The organism is Methanohalophilus portucalensis (assembly GCF_002761295.1).
Lineage (GTDB): Archaea > Halobacteriota > Methanosarcinia > Methanosarcinales > Methanosarcinaceae > Methanohalophilus > Methanohalophilus portucalensis.
In genome coordinates this window covers 800,780-821,745 of record NZ_CP017881.1, presented here as the reverse complement: position 1 = coordinate 821,745, position 20,966 = coordinate 800,780, and the positions used below count along the sequence as shown (strand labels likewise).

Sequence of the window (20,966 nt, the reverse complement as noted above, 5' to 3'; positions counted from 1 at the left end):
CTAGCAGCCATGGATGCAAAAAACGCAATTAATAGAGTGCTTGCCTAACTTTCCTGATTTTTTGGTAGAAACTTTTGGTATATACGGGATTCTAATATTACTCATTTTATAGGTCATTAATAGAGAAAAAGTCGGACAAGTCAGGCAAACAGGTGCAGGAGAGGTTTTTCACATTCGGTTTAATTATGCAAGAATGAACCCTGTTTGCCTGGCATTATCCTTACACGCAAAATACTCATTGTTTATGGGGTGTAATAATTAAGTCTATTGATATCGATTTTGCACCTTACACCCTCTCTTAAAGGGTGTAATATTTTGACATTCGCACTTTCTCTGCCTATCGATTTTGTAATTACACCCACAAGCGACTGCAAAATATGAGTACTGTAAGTTTCTTATTCATGTATAAATATTAGAAAAACCAAAGAATGCAAAACTCAAAAATTTCATGGACTGGCACATTTTCTAATATATAAACGTAATGCATGAGCTACGCTCATGCAACGTTCAGTGATAATAAAAAAAAGAGTTACACTTTTAAAGCGAAAAGCTAATTTGATGGTCTTGTATTAACACTAATTCTACAAAGTTAAACTTTAGTAATATACTAATCCACCTTCCCAACTCAAGACAGAAGTGCAAATAATCTTTTTATAAGCACTTTTGTCTCTTTACATTAGGCCCCTCACAGGTATCCTGCACAACAAATCCTGCTTGAGCAATTTTATCCCTTAAAGCATCTGCTGTTTCCCAATCCCTGTCGTTTCGGGCCTGCTCACGTATCTTTACAAGCTCCATGATCTCTTCTGGAACTTCCTCTCCTTCTTGTGCAAAAAGGCCAAGGGTATCTGCAAACTTCCTGTAGAGAGAAAGAAGGTTTTCAAGTACATTCTTGTTCCTGCCGGTTTCAAGGTACTGGTTGGAAATACGGGATAATTCATGATAAACTGCAATGGCTTTCGGAATGTTCATATCATCTTCCAGAGCGTTCCTGAAGTCATCTTCAAGATTGCCATGCAGGCCTAACGTTTCCTGATCAGTAGGATATTCATTATCATCTGCACTCTTTATAGCGAATTCCAGATTTTCCAGTGTTTCCCTGAGCTTGAAATAGCTATTTTGTGCATTCCGGGCAAAGGAGTCGGAAAAATCCAGTTTCTTCCTGTAATGCACGGACATAAACATGAAGCGCACAACTTCTCCCCCATATTTGTCAACCAGTTCGGGGAGAGTGAAAACATTGCCCTTTGACTTACTCATTTTCTCGCCGTCAACTATCAGGTGTTCCCCGTGTATCCAGTACCTCACAAAGGGTTTACCTGTAGCCCCTTCGGACTGGGCAATTTCATTTTCATGATGGGGAAATATCAGGTCCACTCCACCTGTATGAATATCAAGGGAAGGTCCAAAATGATTCATTGACATTACCGAGCATTCCGTATGCCATCCGGGCCTGATCTTACCCCAGGGACTTTCATAGTAAATACCCCTTTCAATCTCTTCCTGTGTGGACGCTTTCAGCAAAACAAAATCACGGGGATTGTCCTTGTCGTATTCATCGACATCAACCGATGCTCCCATCTTAATTGAATTGAAATCCAGTTTTGAAAGCTTACCATACTCCGGAAAAGCCGAAATCCTGTAATACACCGAGCCCTCTTTTTCATAGGCAAGCCCTTTTTTCATTAGTATTTGTGCCAGCTCTATCATCCCATCCACATTTTCAGTGGCCCGTGGATAAGCAGAGGCACGTTTTATGTTTAGCATATCAAGTCCGCAGAAAAATTCTTCCGTATATTTTTCTGTAAATTCTTTCAGGGACATGCCCGCTTTCTTTGAATCCCGGATAGTCTTATCGTCAATATCTGTTATATTCATTACAAGATTCACAGAATGGCCCAAATACTCCAGGATACGTACCAGATTATCGGTCATTAAAAAGGTTCGGTAATTGCCTATATGAGGAATATTGTATACCGTAGGACCACATGCATATATTGTAACTTCATCTTCTTTTAAAGGCTTCAAAACTTGCCTTTTCCTTGTTAAAGTATTATACAATCGTAACATTCAAACAACCACCTGTTACACTAATTTACGCCTTTCTATTTTAATCAATACATTTTACTTTCAACTAGTTGATGGCTGCACCAGCACTGCCCATAAATTTTGCTCTTTAAAAACAGAAAATTTGACCTTCAGGAATCTTTTCACAATATCCATATTTGTTCTAGCATGACTGGTTACGGATGTTGCCTTAAAGCGCGATTGACCATTGGCAAGTGCCATATAGGGGATCACTTGATCGCACATAAATTCATCAACTGTTGCACCTGATTTAATGCACCTTGAAAGATTTTCTGCAGCATCAAGTCCTACGTCCTCAGCCCTGACACCACGCTCCCCGAGACCATCCGTCCCGATAATAGAATTTTCAAAAACAGCCCAGAGGGTTACTCCTGACCCGGTGGAATAAGAGGGAGAATATTGGGTATCAATATTTATTGGTACATCATATCTCTGCGCAAGATAATCCTGTATAACATCGGCTTCCCTTGCCGATACATCTGCCCTTTCGAGGTCCGATGAAGAATGGGTAACTCCTTTTATCTCCAGCAGTTTTTCTCTTTCATAAAGATCAATAGCTTTAATACCATCTTTTGGTGGTGCTACCTTGACCAAGACCTGAGCTCCTCCACGAGGATAGTAACCCTCCCTGAGAATCCGGATAGTCACATTGAAACCCATCCTTGAAAGAAAGGGACAGAGAATATGTTGTATATAGGCAAGAGGAGGACTCCATTTCCCATAGGTAGCACCTCCATGAATAGAGACCTGTATATCTTGGTCTGCCAGAGTCATCGGAATCAGAAGGGCCTGCAGGACAAGGCCGATTGAACCTGCTGTAGGAATTTCTATTTTTATATGATCGGATATTATTGGACCCGGCACAAACTCAATTTCCTTTGAACTTACCGATATTCCCCTCACTTCTGCGTTACACAACTGTGCAACAGCCATAATTGCGGCCACATGCTGGGCTCGCAAACCCGGGACTTTCCTGTGTGTACGGATATTGATAATTTTCACAGGTATCCCTGTGACCGCAGAAAGAGCTACGGTTGTCCTTATTATCTGTCCACCTCCTTCTCCAGTGGAACCATCTACTAAAATACGATCAGACATAGAAATTAATCATACTTCCTTATTTAATATTTTACCTGAACGCTCCTATAATTATCTTCAGGATTTTCCTATAAAGATCCACTACAGTCTGTTAAAAACAATCTACTTCTTCTATTCCCTTTGCCTGCTTTGTCCTCAACTCACATCTGATATATTCATAGTATCTGGTGGTGACGGGGAGAAATTGAGAGGTTTTTTCTTCCAGAACTTTCAAGAATTAATACAAAAAATATAGAAATACACAGGAGAAATGAGAGCAAGGATTTCAATCCATTACTCTCATCGTACCACCACTCCATATCAGCCAAACCCCCGTTTCAGGCTGAATACAAGGTGAGAGTCATGCTGCTAAACTCCCCCTTACCAAAAACGATAGATAGATTCCTATATATAATAAGTGGGTAAAAATACGATGGAGTGGATTAAAAAACATGTGCTATTAAAAATTTCAACCCTATATAATCCAAAAGTTACAGTATACCATAACCCAATCTGGAAAATTCTACAAGTAACAATATAAGCACGAAATTACCCACAAAAAGAGGTGGAATCAATTTTTTCACCGGGAATCCACCAAAAGCAAGGCCTATCGCTAAAATATCACTGGGCAGAGGGGTCAATGAATATAAAAATATAATAAGAACAATCAGTTTATCATTTATTTGTTCCATTTTTGCAGTCAGTTTAATTATTTTTGCCTCATATTTTCCCGGTACACATTGTTTCCCTTTCCTGCCCATGTAATAGAATAGCAGGTCACCCAGAGTGAGACCCAGACTTGCAATCAGCCCCAACCAGACCGGATTTACTTCAGACAAAGCTATTGTTATAAGAACAGTATAAAATGTAGTAGAAGTAAATGTGGAAACTCCGCCAATTAAAGACAACATGAAAATAGCCAGATACGTATTGTTAATACCCAAAGTTGATACTATCAATTTTGGAGGGTAGTAATGAAGAAAAATTGACCACGTAATAATAAAAAGAGCTATTAAAACAAAAATAATAATATTATTATGTCGACTGGATGTATTATTCATCCGCTTTTTGCATAAACCTACCAGATAATCTGAATAATCTGCTCTTTTTCCTGTCTTTTTTGTCGACATTGGTCCCTGCGAAATATTAGATAACAACTAAAATTTGGTTTCAGAAATCAAAAAGACAACATAGAATATTCAATTACTTAATGCCTGTGTATGACTACAATACCCAAATTGCCATCAACTGTTACTTCATCGCCTGTTTTAATTATACTGATTGCGTCCGGAATGCCGGTCACACAGGGAATCCCGTATTCTCTGGCTATTATAGCCCCATGTATAAGCATCCCTCCCCTACGCTCCACAATCCCTCCTGCAAGAGGAATGACAAAGGTCATATTGGGATCGATGGAATCACATACCAAAATTTCACCGGCATGAATATTAAAAAGGTCTGTATTTTCATTTATAACTCGTGCAATCCCTGTAACAGAGCCTTTACCTGCAGGTTGGCCCTGAATCTGTCTATCCGTGGCTTTCTGCTTTAATGGCGAATTTTCCTGTATTGGCTTGACGGGCGGAATGTAAGAATCATTATATAGGCCAGCTATAACATCGGAATTTTCAATTTCATACCTTATACCTCTTTCTTCCAGCCTGAGTTTACCTTCCTTCAAAGAAGATAGGTATTGGCCTTCTATTCTGCCAAGATATATGTTATCATCATCTCTTAGCCTGTAACTTGCCCGCCCCAGGTCCAGGATTTGGCTGGCCCATTCCCTCTCTTCATCTGTAAAGTTAGAAAGAAAATCCATTTCCATTTTCTTTACATCTTTTGAATTTTCTTCTGCTGAAACAGGTGCAAACCCAAGTTCAAGGATCAACCGTATTATATCTTTTTCTTCTGTGACATAAGCAGACCTTGCGAAATTGTCCATGAAATTATCAAAGAGCTCTTTGAATTTTCCTTCCAAAATACCATTTTCTACTTTTTTTCGCAGAGCTGTATCATTTCTAATCAATTCTGCCATTTGTCTAAGTTGCTCATTTCGCTGGACACTCAGCAATTTAGAATCTGCGAGTAAATCCACAAATTCATAAGGATCCTGTGGTTTTATAACGTCATTGTAAACCTGTCCGAATAATCTCATACCATGGGCAAAAGGTATGAACTCCCTGGTGTAGGTTTCATCCCATTTTTGGTATATTTCCTGTCTGCGAGAGATTTCAGCTGCAAGCTCAACATTGTTGAGTTTATGTAAATCCAAGCCAGATAGAGCATTAGCTTCGGAAATCATTGAAGGAATTAATTCTTGTTCTATACGATTGTGTAATTGCTTAAGGTTCTCGAAAGTCCTTTTCAGGGACATGTACCACTGTTTTTCAGTGTTTTGTGCATTTGTTATCGGTCTTGACTGAAGAGTATACAATTCATTGTTGATAATTGTCCATTCCATATCCTGTGGTAAATCAAATATTTTTTCAGAAGAAATGGCAATTTCATATATCCGTTTGACCTCATCATTAGTAAGAGGGGTTTTGTGGGATAATAACTGTGGAATTGACCCCATCGATGTGCCTTTTTTTGACAATGAAACAATGCGATCCCTGCTTGAAGGGACAAGATGCTGCACAATTGAACCTGAAAACTTATCTAATTGCCAGCGATCAGGCTCCACATCTCCTTCTACCAATCCCTTATTAAGCCCGTGAATGGCTTCTATTGTCAATTTGTCAGCATTATTAGGATCGGTGCTGAATACAATTCCAGAAACGTCACCTTCTATCATTTCCTGAACCATGACAGCCATTGAACTGTGCTCTATGTCAAGTCCCAGTTCCTGCCTGTACAGAATCGCAGCATCCGACCAGAGGGAAGCCCATACAAGTTTGGTGTTTTCCAGTATTTCTTCTATACCTGTCACATTTACATATGATTCATGTAGACCTGCAAATGATGTTTTGCTTGAATCTTCGCCTGGTGCAGAGGATCGGACAACCACTGCCTTTTTCAGGAAGTTCCTTGGTATCTGTGACTTGATTGTATCGACTAAATGCGGTGGGATAGGGGTATTCATAAACATGTTCCTGATACGCAAACCTGCATCCCACATTTCCTCCCATCTCATTTTTGAGAAATCCTTTCTGGCAAATTCTATCATGAGTCTACCCTTCAGGCCACTGCAATCCAAAAATTTGTTATATGCTTCTGTTGTGACGCAAAAATAGGCAGGAACTCGAAAGCCCTTTTCAAAAAGCCTGTGTAAAGAGTAAGCTTTGCCTCCGATAATATCCATATGCTCTTGCCGGATTCCTTCCATGGGAATTACAAGATTTGTCATAGCATATCGATCTCCACAACATTCTGGAAACTTGTCGCCACAATATATTTTTCGACCTGAAATTTCATAAGTGCAGATGAAGGATTCTTAAGGAAACTGCTAAGATAGGGATGTTTGGCCAGATAAAGAGTGATCATTTCAGGGTCTTTATCTATTTCTTCCACTTTTCCCATTGCGTTCAAAACAGTGGCTTCCTTAAAATCAGATACCGTATTGGATCGATTGTCGACCATCAAGGATGCTTCTTGAGATAAACTCAAATTTGAATACTTCCTTGTAAACTTTGGTGTAACAAAAAGGAGATACTTGAATTTTTCACTTGCAGCAAAGGCCACAAGATTGGTATAGGGCTGGCCATTATTCTGTGTGGCCAGGACTCCAAGTAATTGATCTGTAAGCAGGCGAGACATTATTTTCTCAGGATCTGATACTTCCATTAGAAACTCCTCATTAAACCCTAAAATAAGATGAGTCTGTGAGTATTTATGCGTTATCGATAAGAAAGGTGGTGTCAATTACAATCATATGGACACTTTGTCCGACAAATAGGGAATTCATGGGAAGGTAACAAGAATTCGCGAACAAAATGATACAAAAATACAAACAACTAATCTTAGTTCTTAATGGAAGTATGCTTCCGAAACTTTAATTTCGAGATCTTCGTAACACGAAAACCACACATATAAGAATGAATACTAATCCATTTTTTCCAATAAATGGAGTTTTGTTATCGGATTTTGTTGTTGATTCAACTTCATTCATTATTTCATCTTTGCTGGAATCAGAGTTAACTCCAAGTTCATTTATTATCTCGTTTCTGTCGGAAACAGGATGTTTGCCCGGTTCACCAATTGTTACTTTGAATCTTTTTTCATTTACATTTACATCCTGAAGCATCAGAATTACAGATTCACCAGTGTAAAAACGAGGTTCATTGCTGTTGATATATGCAGAACCGATCTGCGTAATAACTTCTATTTCATCAGATGGAAGTTGTCCCATCAGCCATTCATCCACTTCTATAGTTACTATCGAGTATTCAGGATATTCCTGGATATTAGTTACATTCCCAACAGCTATTCGATCAGATTCATTAATCTGGTAAGATATTTCACCTGCTATTGGTGCCCATGAAGCCTGGACATTTGTCACAGTGAACAAAAGGAGAAAAATGACTAAGACAAAATTTTTCTGCATTAATAGTACCTCCCCAACACACATGAATTTATTAAATATAACAATATCTAATTAGTCTAAATTAGTTTAATTTTTTCTTATTATATGTAAAAAACACAACTTTTATACAAATTAATATTAATTTTGTGAATTATCGAATGAATTGATTTTTTGGTTTAGGTTTCATATGGGGGAAGGTTTTTAGCCTAATGTATGAAAATGATTTATAGGGTAATTGGTGTTTTTTAAAATAGAGGAGGGTACAGGAATGAAAATAGTAAAATGCAGGGACCTGGGTTTCAAATGTAATTTTATGGCTACAGGCACCAAACAGGAAGAAGTAGAGAAAAAAATGCTTGATCACATCGAGCAAGTACACGGAGAAGAACTGGATAAGATGTCTGAAGACGAGATGAAGGAGATAAAGTACCGGATATCAACCCTCACCGGAAGAGGGTGTGGATGTGGTGCACTATAAAGTATATTCTTTGAATTAATCAATCAGTATTACAATACTTATATTCAAAATAGCTGGAGCAATCAAAATGACAGATAATCCACTCAATACTATAAAAAAAGCAGATCCAGACCTGTTTGATTTAATCGGGCAAAGCGGTGAATTGACATTTTCCGAAGAAGGCATACCCCTACAGTACAAATTCCTGATTGCAATGGCACTTGATGCATCGGAAGGAGCTGAGAACGGAGTCAGAAACCTGGCAACCCAGGCAATCAATGCCGGAGCTACAAAGGAAGAATTGATGCAGGCAGTAAGAATAGCCAATTATATTTCAGGAATAGGAAGCGTATATACTGCTGCAAATGCATTGAAGGATATTGTCTGAACCCGCAGGCAACATCCTTCAATATACTTTTTGGTCAATTACAGGGTTTTTAAATATTCAATCAGGTCGTTGAGATCCTTTTCAGACATGTCCCAGCGCGGCATCGTATAATCCAGTCTATCCCCTGACGGATCAATTCCTTGCTTAATAGCCGTCTTGATGGTTTCATCAGTATAAACGGGATGAGCTTCATGTTCATCCTCAACATGCGCTTCAGCAGTCAATGCTTCATAGGTAATATCAGGAGGCACTGCAGTACCCATCATTATCGGCACACCACCTTTTCCATCAACACCGTGGCAACTTACACAGCTGCCACCATGTACGCTTAACCAGCGAGGACCACCCTGAAATGATATTCTTTGTCCACCTTCATTAAAACCCGTATAATATATCATTTCACCGTTACTATCAAATTCATTGATAATGTCAGAAGTCGATGGCGATGACGGAGACGTTTCAAAATCATCCGGATACATATTTCCCGGCTGTTGCCCTCCGTATTGCTGGTAGGAGGGTGGAGTATAAAAGAGATTCATCATTCCAACAAAAATTAACACAACCCCAATAAACAGTAGCAATATCAACATATTCCTTGACAAAATTAATCCCCCTCTATCTGGTATTCCTTAAATTAACCTGTTGTATATTGTTGCAAATAAATAACCGGAAATGAAAGAGATAGTCGCAGCTTCCAGCATGCCTGCAATGATACCCGTGACATTAAGTGAAAAAAACATGTGCCACCGTGACATCATCTCAACAGATCCGGTGTATAGACCTAAATTTCCTGATATACCAAGTTAAAGCATTAACAGTGCAGCAAGGGCTGCAAGCGCAAGCCCAAAAGCAAGTGGTTTTATTTCCTGCATAATTATTCCCCCGTCTAATTCCCATCATATTTACTTCGCTGGACACTAAATATTAAACGGACAAGGAGCTTGTGATCTAAAAAAGCAAACGAAATATAAAATCTACAAGCAGTAAATACTTATACTTTGTAGAAAAATATATATTAGTAGAAATAAGAATGAAGATAGTGATCATACTTATTTTCAGGGAAGGGGACAATGACAGATGCGGGAAATATCAACAACTTGTTATTGCTAAAAAAGATTGTATATGATATGGGGAAATACAATGATAATTTTGAAAGAGCAGTATTATCCATTCTTGAAAATATTCTGATTTTTGATGACATCGATGCAGCCGGAATATATACATTAAATAATGAAAACGAAAACCTGGAACTCGTGACTTATTCAGGAAGCGTTTCCAGTGAATTTGTTTCCTTTGTCAGGACTATTGGAAAAGACTTCCCTCTTCGGAAAAAATTGAATTGGGGAGTGAATACGTATTTAAACTACAGGGATTCGAAATGGCAGCCACAATTCACATCCGAGGGATTGAAGGCTGTTGGGAACCTACCAATTTTAAATGACGATAAACTAATCGCATCATTAATCGTTGTTTCAAAAAAGTTTCCTCATATAACAGAACAAACCAGAGAATTCATGGATTTTGTTGCCACCCATATTGGAGACCTGATTACTGAAAATTGGCAAAAAGAAGAACTTAACAAAATGACTTGCTGTTTTGAAGAATCAAGAAAGGCCCTTCTGGTGAAAAACCAGGCAATCGAATCCAGCATAAATGGAATTGCCATAGCAGATCTGGATGGAAATATTACCTATGTTAATAATGCATGCGTGCAAATGTGGGGATATAACGATAAGCAAGAAATTATTGGCAATCATATTGAAAAGTTATGGGCAGAAGAAGGTACTTTAAGCTGCCTGCAAAATATGCCGAAAAATAAGGGCTCCATATAGGAAAAAAGCGCAATTAGAAAGGACGGTACCACATTCCCCGTACAGGTATCCAGAACGGTAATTAGTAATGAAAAAGGCAAGCCTGTTTCTTATATGGGTTCATTTATTGACATAACTGAAAAGAAGAAAATAGAAGAAGAACTCATTGAAGCAAAATTTTTAGCCGAATCGGCAAACAGGGCTAAAAGCGAATTTCTTGCAACAATGAGCCATGAGCTGAGAACCCCTCTGAATTCAATCATAGGCTTTTCCCAAGTTATGAAAACTGAAAGGGCAGGAAAACTTAACGATAAACAGGATCATTATCTTGACAATATATTTAGTAGTAGCAAACATCTTCTCCAAATAATAAATTCGATACTCGAACTTTCAAAAATAGAATCCGGAATTGTAGAACTAAAATATACAAATGTAGATATCAACACAGTTTTTGATGAACTGCTCGAAATACTGTATCCGTTGGCAGATGAGAAATCAATAGCAATACACATCGAAAATCAAAGCGATACTAAACTTCTCACTGTGGATGAACTAAAGTTTAAACAAATACTCTATAATTTGCTTAACAATAGTATAAAGTTCACAAATCCGGGTGGAAATATTGATGTTATTATCAATGAAATCAACGGCTGGCTGCACATATCTATAAAGGACAATGGAAGGGGTATACCTGAAGATAAAATAAAAGCCATATTCCTTCCATTCCATCAGTTAGATCAATATGAAACCAGAACATATGGTGGAACCGGTTTGGGGCTTGCCCTTGTTAAAAGATATATAGAAATGCATGGCGGACAAATCGATGTGGAAAGTGAAGTTGAAAAGGGCAGTACTTTCCATCTGGCTATACCTATAAAGGAACATGGTGTGAGATAATGCTAAGAAATTTCAGGGGAAAGAAACCTGCACTGCATGGCAGTGTATTTGTTGCAGAATCTGCGGAAGTCATAGGAGATGCCAGGGTTGACAGGGACTCAAGTATCTGGTTTAATGCCACAATACGTGCGGATATGAATGAAATAAATATAGGAAAGGGGACCAGTATCCAGGATAATGTGGTAATCCATAATGACACTACTAAAATGGTCGAAATTGGGGATTATGTCAGTATTGGCCACGGAGCGGTTTTACATAGTTGTAAAATCGGAAATAATGTGCTTATAGGTATGAATGCAACTATACTAGAAGGTGCGGAAATAGGAGATAATTCGATTGTTGGCGCCAATGCACTGATAGCACCCGGCAAAAGGTATGGGCCTGCAAATGTAATTACAGGAATCCCGGGAAGAATTAGAAGGGAAGCAAACGATAAAGACATAAAGATGATTGAAGAAAATGCTGCATCTTACATCGAACTTATGAAAGAATACAAAGAACAATGATACCTCCACAGAAGAGGTGTCAACACCTCCAAGTGCAATTTTGCCAGCAAGGGAAATTTTGTATCATAAATGAACATAGTCGTAGGACATCTGCATTAATTTCCTGATTGTTTCTTCATTATCTACAAGATCCTTTTTTACCAACCGGATTCTCTGAAGCCCGCTTCTACGGTTGTAATCCATAAGATCCAGGCCCGATTCAAGAAGCTCGTTTTGGATATCTTCTGAGTCTTCAAGTTTTAATCGCATTATAAGGTAACTTTTTCTTGCTTTAAAACTTACAAAATTATCTGCTGAACCGTCTTTTGCCAAACCAATATAATATTTGTTATATTTGAGTTCAAAGGTGGGATCTATCTCTTTGATTAATTGAAGTAAATTATCTGTCAGTTCCACTGTTTCTTTCGATCCTTTCTTTTCCCAATAATATCTATCTACAACTTCAGTTACTTCTTCATCTTCATCTATGAAACCAAGCTCAAATTCATCCAGTATCTTTGTGAAAGTCAGAGCAAGGCCGTCATTATTTTCCACTTCATAAGCATTCATCTGAATGGCAATAATAGGTATGTTGCCGTTAAAGAGCTGGATTACATTAAAGAAGCGACTTGTAATATCCTCGGCTATAATCACAGCACAATGGTCATATTGTGGATATTTCTTTCTTTCATTATCCCAGTATTCGATAGTCCTGATTATGTGAGATTCATCTGTTTTACCTAATTGAATTTCAACTTCATATCTTTTTAAAGAATCAGGGTCCTGAAGCAATAGATCAAGCCTGCCAGCACCCCGATGATTGCGTTCTATATCTTTTAGAATCAAATCTCCAAGGCCCAGTATTGAAGGATTGGAAGATATTTGCTCCTGTATCCATTTTTCATTTATCCGAGGATTTCGTTTCAAAGATACTTTTTTAAGGTTTATTAACCGCACACCGACCACACCCCAACAAATTACTATAGTATAGATATGTGGAAGTCAAGATATAAAAATTAATTTTAGTCAAAATTCTGAACAAGTCCAACAAAAACAGCATAAAATCATTAAACTTTTAATTAACAAACATATTATAGATAAATACAATGATCCAGACCAATTCACAATTAATTTCCATATCCTAAAGAAATAAGTTCACTTCAGCGAGATCAAACGCATGAGCCAAAATCAAAACCCCGAACAAGTAGCCAGAGATATTATCGATGAAAATCTAGAGGATTCTGGCTGGGCTGTGCAGGATAAGAATAGGCTTGATTGGAACGCTTCAACAGGTATTGCGATAAAGGAATACCAGACCGAGGTAGGACCTGCTGACTATGTACTTTTTGTGGATCAGAAGCCTGTCGGGGTTATCGAGGCCAAAAGGGAAGAGGAAGGTCACCACCTCACGGTTGTTGAAGAGCAGTCAGCTGAATATGCTACTAGCAAGTTGAAGTACCTCAATAATGAACCACTCCCTTTTGTGTATGAAAGTACGGGGAAAGTTACAAGATATACTGATTACCGGGACCCCAAGCCAAGGTCCAGGCCTGCTTTCTCATTCCATCGCCCGGAAACATTTCTACATTATCTCAAACAGGAGAAGAGTTTAAGGGAAAGACTTCTTGAAATGCCCGATTTTAAAACAGATGGATTACGTGATTGCCAGATTAGGGCCATTTACAATCTTGAAGAATCTTTTAAAGAAAACCGTCCCCGTGCTCTGGTGCAGATGGCTACAGGATCGGGAAAAACCTATACTGCCATCACGTTCATTTACAGATTGCTGAAGTTTGCCGATGCTAAGAAAATACTTTTCCTTGTGGATACACGTAACCTGGGAGAGCAGGCTGAACAGGAATTCATGGCCTATGTACCCAATGATGATAACCGCAAATTTACCGAACTTTATAATGTGCAGCGTTTGACTTCCAATTATATTTCCTCGGATAGCCAGGTGTGCATCTCCACTATACAGCGACTTTATTCTATATTGAAGGATGAAGAACTGGACGAGGAATCAGAAGAGGAAAATCCGGCTGAAAAAGAGTGGAAACCAAAGGAGCCCCTGCCGGTTGTTTATAATGAGAATGTCCCGATAGAAGAATTTGATTTCGTGGTTATCGATGAATGCCATCGCTCCATCTACAATCTGTGGCAGCAGGTGCTTGATTACTTTGATGCATTCCTGATCGGCCTGACGGCTACACCGGATAAACGTACCTTTGCTTTTTTCAATGAGAATGTGGTGAGCGAGTACAGTCATGAGGAGGCCGTGGCAGATGGGGTGAATGTGGGTTATGAGGTTTATACGATTGAGACCGAGATCACCAAAAACGGAGCAGAGATCAAGGCCGAGGAATTTGTCGATAAACGGGAGAAACTGTCCCGCAAAAAACGCTGGGAGCAGCTTGATGAGGATTTCACATATACTTCAAATAAACTGGACCGGGATGTGGTTAATCCCAGCCAGATACGAAATGTAATTCGCACTTTCAAGAATAAACTTCCCGAGATTTTCCCGGGCAGAAAAGAGGTACCCAAAACCCTGGTTTTTGCCAAGACGGACAGTCATGCGGACGATATTATCCAGATTGTCCGGGAAGAATTCGGGGAGGGGAATGCTTTCTGCAAGAAGGTGACGTACAAGGTGGATGAAGACCCGAAATCCGTCCTGTCCCAGTTCAGGAATGATTACAATCCCAGAATAGCGGTTACGGTGGATATGATTGCTACCGGTACGGATGTCAAGCCGCTGGAATGCCTTATGTTCATGAGGGATGTGAAGAGCCGTAATTATTTTGAGCAGATGAAGGGACGCGGTACACGCACCCTGGATTTTGATGATTTGCAGAAGGTGACTCCCTCGTCAATCTCGGCCAAGACACATTTTGTGATCGTGGATGATGTGGGTGTTACCAAATCCATGAAGACCGACAGCAGGCCTCTGGAGCGCAAGAAGGGCATTCCTATGAAGGATCTGCTTGGAGCAGTCACCTTCGGAGCAGAGGACGAGGACGTTTATGTTTCCCTGGCCAACCGGCTGGCCAGATTGGAAAAACAGATCACACCACAGGAGCGGGAAACCTTTGCCGAGAAGACCGGCGGGAAAGAAATCAATGAGACCATTAAGGATTTGCTCAATGCCCACAACCCGGATGTAATCGAGGCAAAGATACAAACTATTCAGAGAGAAGAGCCGGAAATTTCTGAAGATGAGGCAAAAAGGAAGGCACGGGAGAATTTATTCAGCACTGCTAGGGCTACCTTTACCGGCCAATTGAATGAGTATCTGGAAAATGTGCGCAAGGTACATGAACAGATCATCGATACTGTAAATACGGATACGGTCCTGAGAGCGGAATGGGATGAGGATGCTGTGATCAGGGCTGATGAGGTGGTCAGTGATTTCAAGGCCTATCTGGAGGCAAACCGGGAGGAGATCACTGCCCTGAAGATTTTTTATAACCAGCCCTATCAGCGCAGGGATGTCACTTTCAGGATGATCAAGGAAGTGCTGGAAAAACTAAAGGCTGAGAAGCCCTACCTGTCTCCTTTAAGAGTCTGGCAGGCCTACGAACAGCTGGAAGAGGTCAACGGCAATTCCCCGAAGAATGAACTCACAGCCCTGATCTCCCTGATCCGCAGGGTCACCGAGATCGACCCGGTACTGACTTCCTATGACCTAACCGTAAGCAGGAATTTCCAGAACTGGGTATTTGATAAGCAGGCCGGTACCCTGAAATTCAATGAGGACCAGATGGGCTGGCTGCGAATGATCAGGGATTACGTGGCTACCAGTTTCCATCTGGAAATCGATGACCTGGATTATGCCCCGTTCGATGCACTGGGAGGACGTGGCCGGATGTACCAGCTCTTCGGGAATGAGATGAACACTATGATTGATGAATTGAATGAGGCACTCGTAGAATAAAATATATGGAGACGTATTATTATGTCAGAATTTCCAAAAGGATCTGAATGGACGAAATGGGATTTACATATTCATACACCTGAATCAATCATTAACGATTATGGTAATTCTGCGGATGTATGGGAAAAATTCTTAAAAGATCTCGAAGCACTGCCAGAAGAATTTAAAGTCATTGGAATAAATGATTATCTATTTCTTGATGGATATAAGAAAATAAAATACGAAAAAGAAATTAATGGAAGATTATCTAATATAAAACTAATATTGCCAGTTGTTGAATTTAGAATACAAAAATTTGCTGGTGTTGAGTTTAGAAACACTAAAAGAATTAATTTACATGTGATTTTTTCAAATGAACTTGATATTAATACGATAGAAAGTCAATTTTTAAATGCTTTGGAACAATCATACAAATTAAGTTCCGATATAAACCGAGATTATTGGAATGGAAGTATTACTAAAGAAAGCTTAAAAGATCTTGGAAAAAAAATCAAATCTAATGTTCCCGATAAAGAACTACCTAAATACCAATCTGATTTGATAGAGGGATTTAACAATCTCAACCTTGACGAAAAAAAGATATTTGAAATACTAAAAAATAGACACTACTTTAAAGACAAATACTTAATAGCAGTCGGCAAAACTGAGTGGGATGAGCTTCAATGGTCAAATAGTTCAGTAACTGATAAAAAAACAATCATTAATAACGCTCACTTGGTATTTACATCTGCAAAATCCGTAGAAAAATATGTCAATGCTAGAGAAAAATTAAGTAAGGAGGAAGTAAATGATCTCCTTCTCGATTGTAGTGATGCTCATACATATTCATATAAAGATACAACAAAAGATAGAATAGGAAACTGTTTTAATTGGATAAAAGCTAACCCTACATTTGAAGGGTTAAGGCAAATTATATTTGAAGGTTCAGAGCGTGTAAGAGTTCAAGAAGGTAATCCACAAGAAGATTTCAAAAAGTCTTTCTTTTCAGAAATCAACATAACGAATACAAATATATTCAATCATAGTGAGGTGAAATTTGATGAAACTAAACTGGAATTGAGTCAAAACCTTGTGACTATAATTGGAGGAAGAGGCAAAGGTAAAAGTTTACTTCTCGATTCAATTGCTAAAACATTTAATAAATTTCAAGAAAATGGACGTGAACGTGAGATTTCAATTCCAAATGACAAATTCACAGTTACTTATCAAAAAACAGATGGAACTACAAATGAATATCATATTCAGAATGAAAACAACTTAGATTATTTACACATTCATCAAGGAGAAGTAAAAGAAATAGTTGATCCACAAAATTCTTATAAGTTAGATGACGAGATCAAAAAACTTCTCAATTTAACCAATGAAGCGGATTCATTAGATGTTCCAGAATCTGAAATTGAACGCTTAATCAATGAAATTTTTGAAATTAAAAATTGGTTTAACTATAAGGATAGTAATGGTAATTATTTGAATTCTTATGATTATAATCGAAAAAAGAAAAAGGAAAAAGAAGATTTAATAAAAACAATCACTACTGAAGAAAATCGTCAATTAATAGACAAATATATAGGAAATCTTAATAAAATAAACAAAATAAGTGAACAAAGCACAAAAGCGCAACAAGTACTTAATAATTTGCTACATTTTCAAGATCAGATAAATAACGACATACAAATTTTAAATGAATATAGTGATATTGTAGAGGATAAAATTCCACAATTGAATATCCAAACTCAAAGACTGTCTATTAATAATTTTTTAGCTAATGCAAAAACACAAATTGCAACATTACAGGATGATAATTTTGAAATCGATACAAAATTTAAGGATGCTGGAATAAAAACAGATATAAGTGGACTGTTAGAACAAATATCTATCTACCAAGATGAAATTGATACATATAATAGAAGAATTAAAGAAATAGATTTAAAAAATGAAGATATTGAATATAAGTATACACGGTTAAAGGAATTAGCCGACTTAATCGAACAAGCTCACGAAAAATGTATAGAAAATATCAATAGCAAATGGATTCAATTAAAAAGTGGAAAAAATTATTGGAATGAGGAACAAAAAAAATTAATTGCAGATCTATTAGATGATATCGAAATAAAAGCTCATGAAGTCTTTAACTCAAATGAATTTTACAATCAAATATTGGGCTGTCTGAATCTTCGTAAGTTTCGAGAAACACAATTACAATCAAAAAATGAAAAAATAGAGGAGATTTTTCAAATAAAAAGTAAAGACGACTATTTAAAGTTATTAAGAGGAGAGAAAATCGTCTACTTGGATGGTAATTATTTAAACTTAGCAGAAACATTAGATTCTGATTTATTCAATAAAGGTGGTGCAATAGAGTTCCTTTCGATACTTTTATTGGAAAGAACTAGAAAAAAGTATTGGAAAGTCCAATCAAAATCCACCTATAAGGGGAAAGAAATAAGACAACTTTCAGTTGGTATGAGAGGGACTTTTTATGTATGTATTAAACTTGCTACAAGCCCCTTCATAAAACCTTTTGTTTTTGATCAACCTGAAGATGACTTGGATAATGAATTTATTGTGGAGTCATTGGTACCAATTTTTGAGAAAATTAAAAAATATAGGCAAGTAATTATTGTGACACACAACGCCAATTTAGTTGTAAATGCTGATGCAGAACAGGTAATCGTAGCTAAAAATAACGACGAAGTTTTAAGTTACGAATCTGGAGCAATTGAAAATCCAGCCATAAGAGAACAGATTTGCAATATCCTTGAAGGTGGCGAACCTGCTTTTAGCATGCGTGAGAAAAAATATGGATTCGTGGAAATATAATGACTCAAAGTAAAGAAGAAGTGTACACATACCGAATTAATAGAAAGTTAGGGGAAATATGTTTCACTACCAGCGGCGGCACCCCAAGCAGAAAAAATTCTTCTTATTATAAGGGAAATATCCCATGGGTAAAGTCAGGTGAACTTAACTATAATACTATTTGGGAGACTGAAGAATATATTTCAGAAGAAGCAATTGAAAAATCAAGCGCAAAAATCTTCCCTGAAGGTACGCTATTAATTGCTTTATACGGTGCTACTATTGGAAAGCTTGCATTTTTAGGAATTGATGCTGCAACCAATCAAGCTGTATGTGCAATAATAAAAAATAGATTTATTGAATCAAAATATTTGTACTATTTACTTTTCCACAAGAGACAAGAATTAGTTAAAAAAGGTATTGGTGGAGCACAGTCTAATATTAGTCAAACAATTCTTAAAAACTTAGAAATCCCAATTTGTTCCCCCCCCGAACAGCGCGCCATCGTTTCCAAAATAGAGCAACTCTTCAGTGAACTGGATAACGGCATCGCAGACCTCAAAAAGGCACAGGAGCAGCTCAAAGTGTACCGGCAGGCGGTGCTGAAGAAAGCATTTGAGGGAGAACTTACGAGCCAGTGGCGACAGCAGCAGACCGACCTGCCTGATGCGGAAGAATTGCTGGAGCAGATTCGGAAGGAAAGGGAAGAAAGCTACAACAGGAAACTGGATGAATGGAAAGCGGCTGTTAAAGAGTGGGAAGATGCTGGAAAGAAGGGAAAGAAGCCTGCTAAACCAAAAAAAGTCAAAAGGGGTAACTTTCTTTCAGTTGGTGAATTAGAGAAATTGCCAATCATTCCTAAAGAATGGAAATGGATAAAAATGGGTGAAATTACTGAATCGATGAAAAATGGAATTTATAAACCAAAGTCGTTTTATTCTGAAGAAGGAACTGCATGTCTTAGGATGTACAATATCGAAAATGGAATGATTGAATGGTTTGATATTAAAAGAATTATACTTACAGAAAATGAAAAAAATGAGTATGGTTTAAATGCTGGCGATTTATTGGTAAATCGAGTAAATAGTAGAGAGTTAGTTGGGAAGACTGCAGTAATTCCAGAAAATATGGAATTTTCAGTCTATGAAAGTAAAAATATTAGATTGAGATTAAATTCAAAAATCAATTCAAAACTCGTAAATTATTGGTTTTTCCTTTCAGCAAATCATTACTTCAATAGAAATGCTCAACAAACAGTTGGTATGGCATCAATAAATCAAAGTCAATTAAGCAATTTTGAATATCCACTTTGTCCTTTTTTAGAACAACAAGCCATCGTCACGGAAATCGAAACCCGTCTTTCAGTTTGCGATAAAGTCGAGCAGGACATCGAAGAGAATCTGGAAAAAGCAGAAGCACTGCGCCAGAGCATCCTGAAAAAGGCCTTTGAGGGGAAACTGCTCAACCAGCAGGAACTGGAAGAAGTGCATAATGCACCGGACTGGGAGCCGGCAGATGCATTACTTGAAAGAATTAAATTTGATAAAACATTATGAATAAATAAAAGGAAGTAGTAAAATGGACATTTCTCCAGACAAACAAAATATTGATAGATTATTTTCAGGTACTACATACTACATTGACTTCTATCAACGTGATTACAAATGGACAAAAGAACCAGTTGAACGGTTGTTAGATGACATTTTTTATAGGTTTACACAGGAATATCAAAATAATAAATCACTTGACCCAACTAAAGAAAATATTTCTTCTAGATATCGCTGGTATTATCTGAACACATATGTTACCAACACAATAGATGGAAAAGTCTACATTGTAGATGGGCAACAAAGACTTACTACTCTTACGCTAATCTTACTAAAATTATACCACTTATCTAAAAAGTATGATTCGAACGCAGAAAAGTGGCTCGAAAGTAAAATCGCAGGCTACTCTGGGATGGAAAAGAATTTTTGGATGAATCATGAGAAACATAAACAAGTATTAAAAGACCTTTTTGATGGAAAAAAGGATCCTAAAGAAATAGATGTTTCTAGTGGGATTACTGCTGCGAATATGGTTGCTAACTATCAAATAATAAGTAAATTTTTAGATGAACAACTATCAACGAAACATAAATTTGAAACTTTTAGTTTTTATTTCCTCTATAGTTTGGTTCTAATCAATTTATCTGTAGAACAAACTAATGTTCCTATGATTTTTGAGGTAATTAATGACAGAGGGGTTCGGTTAAAACCATATGAGATACTAAAAGGGAAACTATTAGGACAGATAGATAAGATTGAACTTGACAGCAAGGACTATAATGGACAGTGGGAAAAACAAGTTCAATCGATTAATGAATTTAAAGAAAATGAAATCGGGCTCTGTAGAAACCCTTTCCTCTAACTTTCACTAATACATCATTATTTTTATAAGAAGAAGTCCCCAATGTGATTCTGGATAGACAAAACACAAAGGGGATGAATGTATTTTGTCAAATGAGTA

At 37.6% G+C, this 20,966-nt stretch carries 16 protein-coding genes and 1 pseudogene; 9 read left to right on the top strand and 8 right to left on the bottom strand.

Annotated features, from left to right (window positions below; translation table 11 throughout):
- Positions 1–651: 651 nt before the first annotated feature.
- The 6 genes from cysS to BKM01_RS04330 form a co-directional block, all read right to left on the bottom strand.
- Complete coding sequence (gene cysS / locus BKM01_RS04355; RefSeq protein ID WP_085503731.1) at positions 652–2,070, bottom strand: cysteine--tRNA ligase; 1,419 nt, start codon at positions 2,068–2,070, stop codon at positions 652–654.
- A gap of 60 nt (positions 2,071–2,130) precedes the next feature.
- A complete protein-coding gene (rtcA, locus tag BKM01_RS04350) occupies positions 2,131–3,186 on the bottom strand; it encodes an RNA 3'-terminal phosphate cyclase (RefSeq protein ID WP_085503732.1) in 1,056 nt (351 codons plus the stop codon).
- Positions 3,187–3,656: 470 nt separating this feature from the next.
- Complete coding sequence (locus BKM01_RS04345) at positions 3,657–4,109, bottom strand: VTT domain-containing protein (protein ID WP_234993683.1); 453 nt, start codon at positions 4,107–4,109, stop codon at positions 3,657–3,659.
- Between the two features lie 263 nt (positions 4,110–4,372).
- Positions 4,373–6,511, bottom strand: coding sequence for a PEP/pyruvate-binding domain-containing protein (locus BKM01_RS11035; protein WP_085503734.1), 2,139 nt, complete (start codon positions 6,509–6,511; stop codon positions 4,373–4,375).
- On the bottom strand, positions 6,508–6,948 hold the full coding sequence (locus tag BKM01_RS04335; protein WP_085503735.1) for a pyridoxamine 5'-phosphate oxidase family protein: 441 nt from the start codon (positions 6,946–6,948) through the stop codon (positions 6,508–6,510). Before BKM01_RS04335 ends, BKM01_RS11035 begins: the two co-directional genes overlap by 4 nt.
- Before the next feature lie 208 nt (positions 6,949–7,156).
- Positions 7,157–7,708 (bottom strand): hypothetical protein, encoded by a 552-nt coding sequence (locus tag BKM01_RS04330; protein WP_085503736.1) that lies wholly within the window; start codon positions 7,706–7,708, stop codon positions 7,157–7,159.
- Positions 7,709–7,955: 247 nt separating this feature from the next.
- On the opposite strand from BKM01_RS04330, the gene BKM01_RS04325 reads away from it, so the two are divergent.
- Both BKM01_RS04325 and BKM01_RS04320 read left to right on the top strand, forming a co-directional pair.
- Positions 7,956–8,165, top strand: a complete 210-nt coding sequence (locus tag BKM01_RS04325) for a DUF1059 domain-containing protein (RefSeq protein ID WP_085503737.1) — start codon at positions 7,956–7,958, stop codon at positions 8,163–8,165.
- 67 nt (positions 8,166–8,232) lie between these two features.
- Entirely contained in the window at positions 8,233–8,532 is a 300-nt protein-coding gene (locus BKM01_RS04320) for a carboxymuconolactone decarboxylase family protein (RefSeq protein WP_085503738.1), read from the top strand.
- 38 nt (positions 8,533–8,570) lie between these two features.
- Here BKM01_RS04320 and BKM01_RS04315 read toward each other — a convergent pair whose 3' ends face one another.
- Positions 8,571–9,134, bottom strand: coding sequence for a c-type cytochrome (locus BKM01_RS04315; protein ID WP_394334659.1), 564 nt, complete (start codon positions 9,132–9,134; stop codon positions 8,571–8,573).
- Positions 9,135–9,602: 468 nt separating this feature from the next.
- Between BKM01_RS04315 and BKM01_RS11205 the strand changes: the two are divergent.
- The 3 genes and pseudogenes from BKM01_RS11205 to BKM01_RS04295 all read left to right on the top strand — a co-directional run.
- Positions 9,603–10,739, top strand: a pseudogene (locus BKM01_RS11205) (histidine kinase dimerization/phospho-acceptor domain-containing protein); the annotation flags it as partial.
- Positions 10,740–10,886: 147 nt separating this feature from the next.
- Positions 10,887–11,240: a sensor histidine kinase gene (locus tag BKM01_RS11135; protein ID WP_257790290.1), complete on the top strand. Its 354-nt coding sequence runs from the start codon at positions 10,887–10,889 to the stop codon at positions 11,238–11,240.
- The gene (locus tag BKM01_RS04295) at positions 11,240–11,746 is read left to right on the top strand and encodes a gamma carbonic anhydrase family protein (protein WP_085503742.1); all 507 of its coding nucleotides are present in this window, start codon (positions 11,240–11,242) and stop codon (positions 11,744–11,746) included. Before BKM01_RS11135 ends, BKM01_RS04295 begins: the two co-directional genes overlap by 1 nt.
- Positions 11,747–11,809: 63 nt before the next feature.
- Here the strand turns inward: BKM01_RS04295 and BKM01_RS04290 are convergent, their stop codons facing one another.
- Positions 11,810–12,652 carry a DUF5655 domain-containing protein gene (locus BKM01_RS04290; RefSeq protein WP_200807991.1) on the bottom strand — a complete coding sequence of 281 codons (843 nt, stop codon included), beginning with the start codon at positions 12,650–12,652 and terminating at the stop codon, positions 11,810–11,812.
- A gap of 250 nt (positions 12,653–12,902) precedes the next feature.
- On the opposite strand from BKM01_RS04290, the gene BKM01_RS04285 reads away from it, so the two are divergent.
- From BKM01_RS04285 to BKM01_RS04270, 4 genes are read left to right on the top strand one after another with little or no spacing between them, the layout of a single operon-like run.
- A complete protein-coding gene (locus BKM01_RS04285) occupies positions 12,903–15,659 on the top strand; it encodes a type I restriction endonuclease subunit R (protein ID WP_085503743.1) in 2,757 nt (918 codons plus the stop codon).
- A gap of 21 nt (positions 15,660–15,680) precedes the next feature.
- Positions 15,681–18,479, top strand: a complete 2,799-nt coding sequence (locus BKM01_RS04280; RefSeq protein WP_085503744.1) for a TrlF family AAA-like ATPase — start codon at positions 15,681–15,683, stop codon at positions 18,477–18,479.
- Positions 18,479–20,014 (top strand): restriction endonuclease subunit S, encoded by a 1,536-nt coding sequence (locus BKM01_RS04275; protein WP_085503745.1) that lies wholly within the window; start codon positions 18,479–18,481, stop codon positions 20,012–20,014. Before BKM01_RS04280 ends, BKM01_RS04275 begins: the two co-directional genes overlap by 1 nt.
- Before the next feature lie 22 nt (positions 20,015–20,036).
- The gene (locus tag BKM01_RS04270) at positions 20,037–20,867 is read left to right on the top strand and encodes a DUF262 domain-containing protein (protein WP_085503746.1); all 831 of its coding nucleotides are present in this window, start codon (positions 20,037–20,039) and stop codon (positions 20,865–20,867) included.
- Positions 20,868–20,966: the final 99 nt, after the last annotated feature.

Bases quoted from the DNA above. Each gene is read 5' to 3' on its own strand.
- BKM01_RS04295 (WP_085503742.1), top strand. From the start codon at position 11,240: ATGCTAAGAAATTTCAGGGGAAAGAAACCTGCACTGCATGGCAGTGTA.
- BKM01_RS04320 (WP_085503738.1), top strand. From the start codon at position 8,233: ATGACAGATAATCCACTCAATACTATAAAAAAAGCAGATCCAGACCTG.
- BKM01_RS04280 (WP_085503744.1), top strand. From the start codon at position 15,681: ATGTCAGAATTTCCAAAAGGATCTGAATGGACGAAATGGGATTTACAT.
- BKM01_RS04335 (WP_085503735.1), bottom strand. From the start codon at position 6,948: ATGGAAGTATCAGATCCTGAGAAAATAATGTCTCGCCTGCTTACAGAT.
- BKM01_RS04330 (WP_085503736.1), bottom strand. From the start codon at position 7,708: ATGCAGAAAAATTTTGTCTTAGTCATTTTTCTCCTTTTGTTCACTGTG.
- BKM01_RS04270 (WP_085503746.1), top strand. From the start codon at position 20,037: ATGGACATTTCTCCAGACAAACAAAATATTGATAGATTATTTTCAGGT.
- BKM01_RS04275 (WP_085503745.1), top strand. From the start codon at position 18,479: ATGACTCAAAGTAAAGAAGAAGTGTACACATACCGAATTAATAGAAAG.
- BKM01_RS11035 (WP_085503734.1), bottom strand. From the start codon at position 6,511: ATGACAAATCTTGTAATTCCCATGGAAGGAATCCGGCAAGAGCATATG.
- BKM01_RS04285 (WP_085503743.1), top strand. From the start codon at position 12,903: ATGAGCCAAAATCAAAACCCCGAACAAGTAGCCAGAGATATTATCGAT.
- cysS (WP_085503731.1), bottom strand. From the start codon at position 2,070: ATGTTACGATTGTATAATACTTTAACAAGGAAAAGGCAAGTTTTGAAG.
- BKM01_RS04325 (WP_085503737.1), top strand. From the start codon at position 7,956: ATGAAAATAGTAAAATGCAGGGACCTGGGTTTCAAATGTAATTTTATG.
- rtcA (WP_085503732.1), bottom strand. From the start codon at position 3,186: ATGTCTGATCGTATTTTAGTAGATGGTTCCACTGGAGAAGGAGGTGGA.